General features: G+C 70.2%; 6 protein-coding genes. 3 read left to right on the plus strand and 3 right to left on the minus strand.

Annotation, left to right across the window (positions count from 1 at the left end; all coding sequences use genetic code 11):
* Positions 1-78: 78 nt before the first annotated feature.
* The gene (gene gap, locus JGS39_RS14335) at positions 79-1,077 is read left to right on the plus strand and encodes a type I glyceraldehyde-3-phosphate dehydrogenase (protein WP_219569391.1); all 999 of its coding nucleotides are present in this window, start codon (positions 79-81) and stop codon (positions 1,075-1,077) included.
* 71 nt (positions 1,078-1,148) lie between these two features.
* On the opposite strand, the gene JGS39_RS14340 is transcribed toward gap, so the two are convergent.
* A complete protein-coding gene (locus tag JGS39_RS14340) occupies positions 1,149-2,147 on the minus strand; it encodes a beta-sandwich domain-containing protein (RefSeq protein ID WP_219569393.1) in 999 nt (332 codons plus the stop codon).
* A 23-nt stretch (positions 2,148-2,170) separates the two neighbouring features.
* Complete coding sequence (locus tag JGS39_RS14345; protein WP_219569395.1) at positions 2,171-3,622, minus strand: Gfo/Idh/MocA family protein; 1,452 nt, start codon at positions 3,620-3,622, stop codon at positions 2,171-2,173.
* Between the two features lie 387 nt (positions 3,623-4,009).
* Between JGS39_RS14345 and JGS39_RS14350 the strand changes: the two genes are divergently transcribed.
* Complete coding sequence (locus JGS39_RS14350; protein WP_219569397.1) at positions 4,010-4,432, plus strand: hypothetical protein; 423 nt, start codon at positions 4,010-4,012, stop codon at positions 4,430-4,432.
* On the opposite strand, the gene JGS39_RS14355 is transcribed toward JGS39_RS14350, so the two are convergent.
* Positions 4,411-5,187 (minus strand): helix-turn-helix domain-containing protein, encoded by a 777-nt coding sequence (locus tag JGS39_RS14355; RefSeq protein ID WP_219569399.1) that lies wholly within the window; start codon positions 5,185-5,187, stop codon positions 4,411-4,413. The two genes, JGS39_RS14350 and JGS39_RS14355, sit on opposite strands and share 22 nt — an antisense overlap.
* 237 nt (positions 5,188-5,424) lie before the next feature.
* Between JGS39_RS14355 and JGS39_RS14360 the strand changes: the two genes are divergently transcribed.
* Positions 5,425-6,107 (plus strand): eCIS core domain-containing protein (locus JGS39_RS14360; RefSeq protein ID WP_219569405.1); only part of this gene is annotated, 683 nt, incomplete at its 3' end.

Below are 6,107 nucleotides of genomic sequence, written 5' to 3' on the forward strand. Positions count from 1 at the left end.
TGGCGCTCACGCCGCTGCCATGACAGGGGTGCGGCGAGCGAACCTTGGTGGCGAACCGCAGGGACGAAGGGACACCCCATGACTCGCATCGCCATCAACGGATTCGGCCGCATCGGACGCAACGTGCTGCGCGCACTGCTGGAGCGCGACAGCGACCTCGAAGTCGTCGCCGTCAACGACCTCACCGAGCCCGCCGCTCTCGCGCGGCTGCTCGCCTACGACTCGACGTCCGGCAGGCTGGGGCGCCCGGTGACCCTCGACGGGGACGTCCTCGTCGTCGACGGCCGTCGCATCCAGGTGGTCGCGGAGCGCGATCCGGCGCAGCTCCCGTGGGCCGCGCTCGACGTCGACATCGTGCTGGAGGCCACCGGACGTTTCACGTCGGCCAAGGCCGCCCGCGCCCACATCGACGCCGGTGCGAAGAAGGTGCTCGTCAGCGCGCCCTCCGACGGCGCCGACGTCACGCTCGCGTTCGGGGTCAACACCGACGCGTACGACCCGGCCCTGCACACGATCGTCTCGAACGCCTCGTGCACGACCAACGCACTCGCGCCGCTGGCCAAGGTCCTCGATGAACTCGCCGGTATCGAGCACGGTTTCATGACGACGGTGCACGCCTACACGCAGGAGCAGAACCTGCAGGACGGCCCGCACCGCGACCCCCGCCGCGCCCGCGCCGCCGGTGTGAACATCGTGCCGACCACGACCGGTGCCGCCAAGGCGATCGGCCATGTGCTGCCGAACCTCGAAGGCAAGCTCTCGGGCGACTCGATCCGCGTTCCCGTTCCGGTGGGTTCGATCGTCGAGCTCAACACGACGGTGGCCCGTGACGTGTCGCGCGAGGACGTCCTGGCGGCGTACCGCGCCGCGGCGGACGGGCCGCTGGCCGGGGTCCTGGAGTACTCCGAGGACGCCCTCGTCTCGTCCGACATCACGGGAAACCCGGCCTCGTCGATCTTCGACTCGGAGCTCACCCGTGTCGAGGGCCGGCACATCAAGGTCGTCGCCTGGTACGACAACGAGTGGGGCTTCTCGAACCGTGTCATCGACACGCTCCAGCTCCTCGCCAACGGCTGACCGGTCATTGGGGCCCCGGTGGCAGGCGCTCGGCGCCGGTCACCGGGGCCCCGGCCGTTCGTGGACGGCGCTCAGGAAGCGATCGCCATGTCGAAGAGGTGGACGTTCCCGTTCGCGGGCAGGACCACGAACTCGACCGTCCTGGACGGGTCCAGCGCGATGGAGTTGGCGAACACGCGGTACTTCACCGTGGCGTTGCCGTACCCGTCCGGCCGGTTGCGGCCGTCCGTCGACGCGACCAGGGTAGCGCCGTGGGCGTCGACCGGGTCGAACGACCAGTTGGGAAAGCCGAACGACCCCGTGGTGGAGGTGCCGTCGGTGTAGTAGACGGTGGCCTTGCCGGTGGCACCACTCCCGACGCCCGAGCCGAGGAACACCAGCCTGGATCCCTGGCCGGCCAGGGAGACGGCCTGCCCGGCACTCGCCACGTTGTCCTTCGTGCCGGCCGGCACGTCCGGCCACGTCAGGCCGGCGCCGAGTGCCTCGACCTTCGCTCCGGGTGTCAGACCGGCCGCGGCGAGCTTCTGCGCCGAGAAGCTGTTGCCTTCACCGTCGTAGTTCCCGGCCGTCGTGGCGGACTCGTCGGTGATCGCCACACCGTTGTACGCCGCCGCGAGGTTCGCCTGCGGTGAGCCGGAGCGGTCGGTCCGGACGCCCGTGGCCGTTCCGAGGCCGTCGCCGCCCTGGTAGGTGGCGGTCGCCGTGAACGTACGGATCACGAACCCGGAACGCTTCTCCGGCACCTGGATGTGGAACGTCGCGGTGGCCGGGGCGCCCGTCGCGAAGGAGCCGGACACGCTCTGCACGGACGGCTGGACCGCCCATCCGACCGGCCCGGCGAAGGACACCTTGAGTGAACGCAGGCGCTGTGGCGCGGAGTTCCTGACCGTGACCTTCACCGTCGCGATGACTGGCCCGTCGAGGTCGACGGGGGAGACGGTCACCTCGGTCTGCGACTCGGCGGCCGCGGCCGGCGGCGCGGGCGCGGCGGACGCGGCCTGCGCGGGAACGAACAGGACCGCCGCCGCCACGGCGGCTCTGAGCGGGTTGATCAGTCGGGCCGTTCTCATGGTGTGCTCCTTGGAGGGGGAGGTCATGGGGCGACGGGGGGCATCTCGGTGGTGCGCGAGTCGAGCCCCATGCGCAGGTTGACCCAGGAGCCACGGGTGAAGTCCGGTATCTCCACCGGACGCCCCTTGGCGGCCAGGGACTTGACGCTCAGCGGAACCGGCGCGCACCACGAGGCGGAGTCGTACACGTCGATGTCGGGGACAAGACCGGCCCGCATCAGCTGGACCGTGCGCCACTGCAGGACGTAGTCCATGCCGCCGTGACCGCCGTTCTCGGCCTCGTCACCGAGCTCCTTCCACAGCCAGTGGTCGAACTCCTTGCGGTAGGTCTCGAAGTCGCGCCAGGTGTCGCCGCCGTGGTCCGGCTCGAAGTAGACGCGTGCGTCGGTCGTCGAGGTGCCCGCGTAGTCCTCGAAGATGCCCCGGCTGCCGACCAGCGAGTTGATCCGGCTGTACGGACGGGGCGCGCTCACCGCGTGCTCGGCGCGGATCGTCCGGCCGTTCGCCGTCGCGATCTGACAGGTGACCAGGTCGCCGTTGATGTACGTCTCGTTCCAGGACGGGTGGGACTTCGGCATGAAGCGCTCGCGGTAGTCGGCGAGCCCCTTCGGCGCCGTCGCGGTGGCCGTCAGCGTGGTCATCCGGTCGCCGCGGTTGATGTCCATCGCGGCGGCGATGGGCGCCAGTCCGTGCATGGGGTAGAAGGACGCGGTGGAGCGGGTGTGCCACAGCCGGCGCCAGGAGTCGGTGTAGTAGGTGTCGGAGAACAGCAGCGCGCGCAGGTCGTGGAGGTAGCCGCCGTGACCGTTGGTGAGCTCGCCGAACACCCCCTCGTGGCCCATCTTGAGCATGGCCAGTTCGTTGCGGCCGTAGCTGCAGTTCTCGGACAGCATCAGGTTCTTGCGGGTGCGCTCCGAGGTGTTCACGAGGTCCCAGAGCTGGTCGAGCTCGGTCGCGATGGGGAGCTCGACGATCACGTGCTTGCCGGCCAGGAGCGCGGCCCTGCCCTGCTCGTAGTGGAACTCCCAGGGCGTGGCGATGTAGACGAGATCGATGTCGTCGCGCTTGAGCATCTCGGCGTAGCTGCCGTCGGAGCCGCCGAACTCCACCGGGCGCGGCTTTCCGGCCTTGACGAGCCCGTCGGCGGTGCGCTTGGCGCGGTCGGCGCGGATGTCGCAGACCGCGGTGACGACGCAGCCGGGGATCACGGACCAGCCCGTGGTCATCCCGGAGCCCCGGTTGCCGAGCCCGATCACACCGACGCGCACGGTCTCGTGGGGTTCGAAGGGCACGTTGACCATGGACTTCTGACCCGCGGCCCGGCGGGGCGCGGCGCTCTCGGTGAGCAGGGAGGCGGCGGCGGAACCGGGGGCGGCCGACGCGGACGCGGCCGATCCGAGCCCGACGGCGAGCGCTCCGGTGGCCAGCGTTCCTCCCAGGACCAAACGGCGTGAGACTTCAGGGATTTCAGGCATGCGACAACGCTCCTCGTTACGCGACCGGCATCACTGGCGGGGACGACTCTCGCGGGAACGACAGTGACATGTCAAGAGTTGTTCACCGTCACCGACTTTCGAGCATTAGCGAGCATGCGGGCGGTTCCGGTGTGCGCGTCGGTGGTCGACCAGATCGAGACACTCGGCAAACGGGTCAAGGTGAGGCGGGCCGCCACCAAGGGCATGTCCTGAACGGGTGACGTGATCACCGCCGACGCGTGACGCCGTAAGGTGCGGCCCCGATGGGAACCGGGGCCGCACCGCACGTCCGGCCGGCCGCCCCCCATTCCCGGCAGGGAATTGCCGGTACACCGTGCCCGGCGCAGGATCTCGCCAGAAGCGATCCACCGGGCAAGGAGTTCAGACATGACCGATACCGACCCTCAGGACCTGGCCGACCGATACATCGCCCAGTGGGTGGTGCCGGAGGCCACCGCACGCCGCGCAGCAATCGAGCAACTGTGGGCCGAGGAGGGCACCCACTTCCTGCAACCCCCGGTGGAGATACGGGAGATCGCGACAGGACTGGGCTTCGACCGCTCGACCTTGCAGGCCCAGGGCATCGACGCCTTCGAGACCCGAGTGGCGCGCAGTCACGAACAGTTCGTCAAGGAGGCCGGCCTCACCCTCCGTTCGGGCAACGATGCCGTACGCCTGCACGACATGATCAAGTTCTCCTGGCAGACGGTGTCCACCGGCACCGGCGAAGTGGTCGGTGGCGGACTGGAGATCCTGATACTCGACGAGCACGACCGGATCAAGGCCGACTACATGTTCCCGGGGGCCTGATCGGCCGTCGGCCCAGTCGGCCGGGCCGCCGCCGAGAGGGCCTCTGCCGTCTCCTGGTCGGCCGGCAGGAACGCCTCCAGTCTCAGCTCGGCGAGCGTCACGTCGACGGCGGTGGCGAAGGTCGTCACCGTCGTCATCAGGCGCAAATCGCCGAACGGAGAACACAGGTGGAGCGGGACCGCGAATCCGAGCTGCCCGGCGGACGGCTCCAGACCGGGCACGTACCCGGAGAGTTCTTCGCGCAGGTCCCCCAGGTGGCCGAGGCCGGCCAGGATGTGGCGCGCCCATTCCGCAAGGTTTCGGATACGGGGAGCCAGCCCGTCGGGGTGAAGGGCGAGCCGGTAGACGTTCCGGCCGGGGCCGACCAGTTCGGGAGCCGCGCCTTCGGTGATCAGACCGAAGGCGGAGTTCGCGGCGATCAGGTCACCGGACCGGTCCACGACGATGGCGGGACAGGGCAGATGGCCACGCAGTATGCGGTCGATCGCGGCCCGCACAGGGGCCAGCTCCGGTCCGTCGAGCGAACTCTCCGGGTAGGCGGGCGCGTACCCGGCCGCCAGCAGCAGTTCGTTGCGTTCGCGCAGTGGCAGCTCCAGTGACTCGGCCAGCCGCACGACCATGGTCCGGCCGGGAGCGGACCTGCCGGATTCGATGAAACTGAGGTGGCGCTGAGTCGTGCCCGCGCGCAGCGCCAGGTCGAGCTGGCTCAGACGGAGACGGGTGCGGCGGTCGCGTAACGCGCGGGGGAAGTCCACGGGCCCGTTCTACCGGGGCCGGAGGATTCAGGTCCATTCCCCCGAGGGAATGGACCGTGGTCCTGGCGTGCGGGCAGGGGCCCCTTCGTACCGTCCGGCTGCCCCAAGAGGCAGTGCCGGATGCCCCGGGCCCGTCAGGGGCGGGCTGGACGGGGCAGGGACGCTGCCGTGAACGTGGAGGACCGGCAGGAGGGCGTGGTGCGCGCGCCCACGACGGTGCGGGTCAGGGAGACGGCGATGAACGCACAGGACCACAGCGACCGGTACGAACAGGACCACCACGGTCCGGCGCGGGAGAGCGAGCACGAGCATGTGCACGGCGAGGCCCCCGTGGTCTCGGACGCCCGCGACGCCGGAGCGGACACCCACCACGTCTTCCGGGCGGCGGCCACCGGCCGGGCGGACGTGCTCGGAACGGCCGGCATGGGCGTGCTCCAGCGGAGCGTCGGCAACGCCGCGCTCGGCCCCATGATCCAGCGCTCCAGGGCCGGAACACCGGAACAGTCAGACGAGGAGCCGAGGTCGCCGGTCCACGACGTCGTCTCCTCCGGCGGCGGCGCTCCACTGGACACCGATACCCGCACGGATCTCGAGGCCCGGATGGGAGCGGACTTCTCCGACGTGCGCATCCACAACGACTCCTCGGCCCACGAGTCGGCGAAGGGCGTCGGCGCGCACGCCTACACCGTGGGCAACAACGTGGTCTTCCAGCGCGACGCGTACGACCCGTCCTCACCGCAGGGCCGGACGACGCTGGCCCATGAGCTGACCCATGTGATCCAGCAGCGCAGCGGTCCGGTGGAGGGCACGGAGGCCCCCGGAGGCATCCGGGTCAGCGACCCCTCGGACCGCTTCGAGCGGGAGGCCGTGACCAACGCGGACCGGGTCCTTTCGGATCCTGCCCCGGCCCCGGCCACCAC

The sequence above is a fragment of the Streptomyces poriferorum genome, from assembly GCF_019399235.1.
GTDB classification, from domain to species: domain Bacteria; phylum Actinomycetota; class Actinomycetes; order Streptomycetales; family Streptomycetaceae; genus Streptomyces; species Streptomyces poriferorum.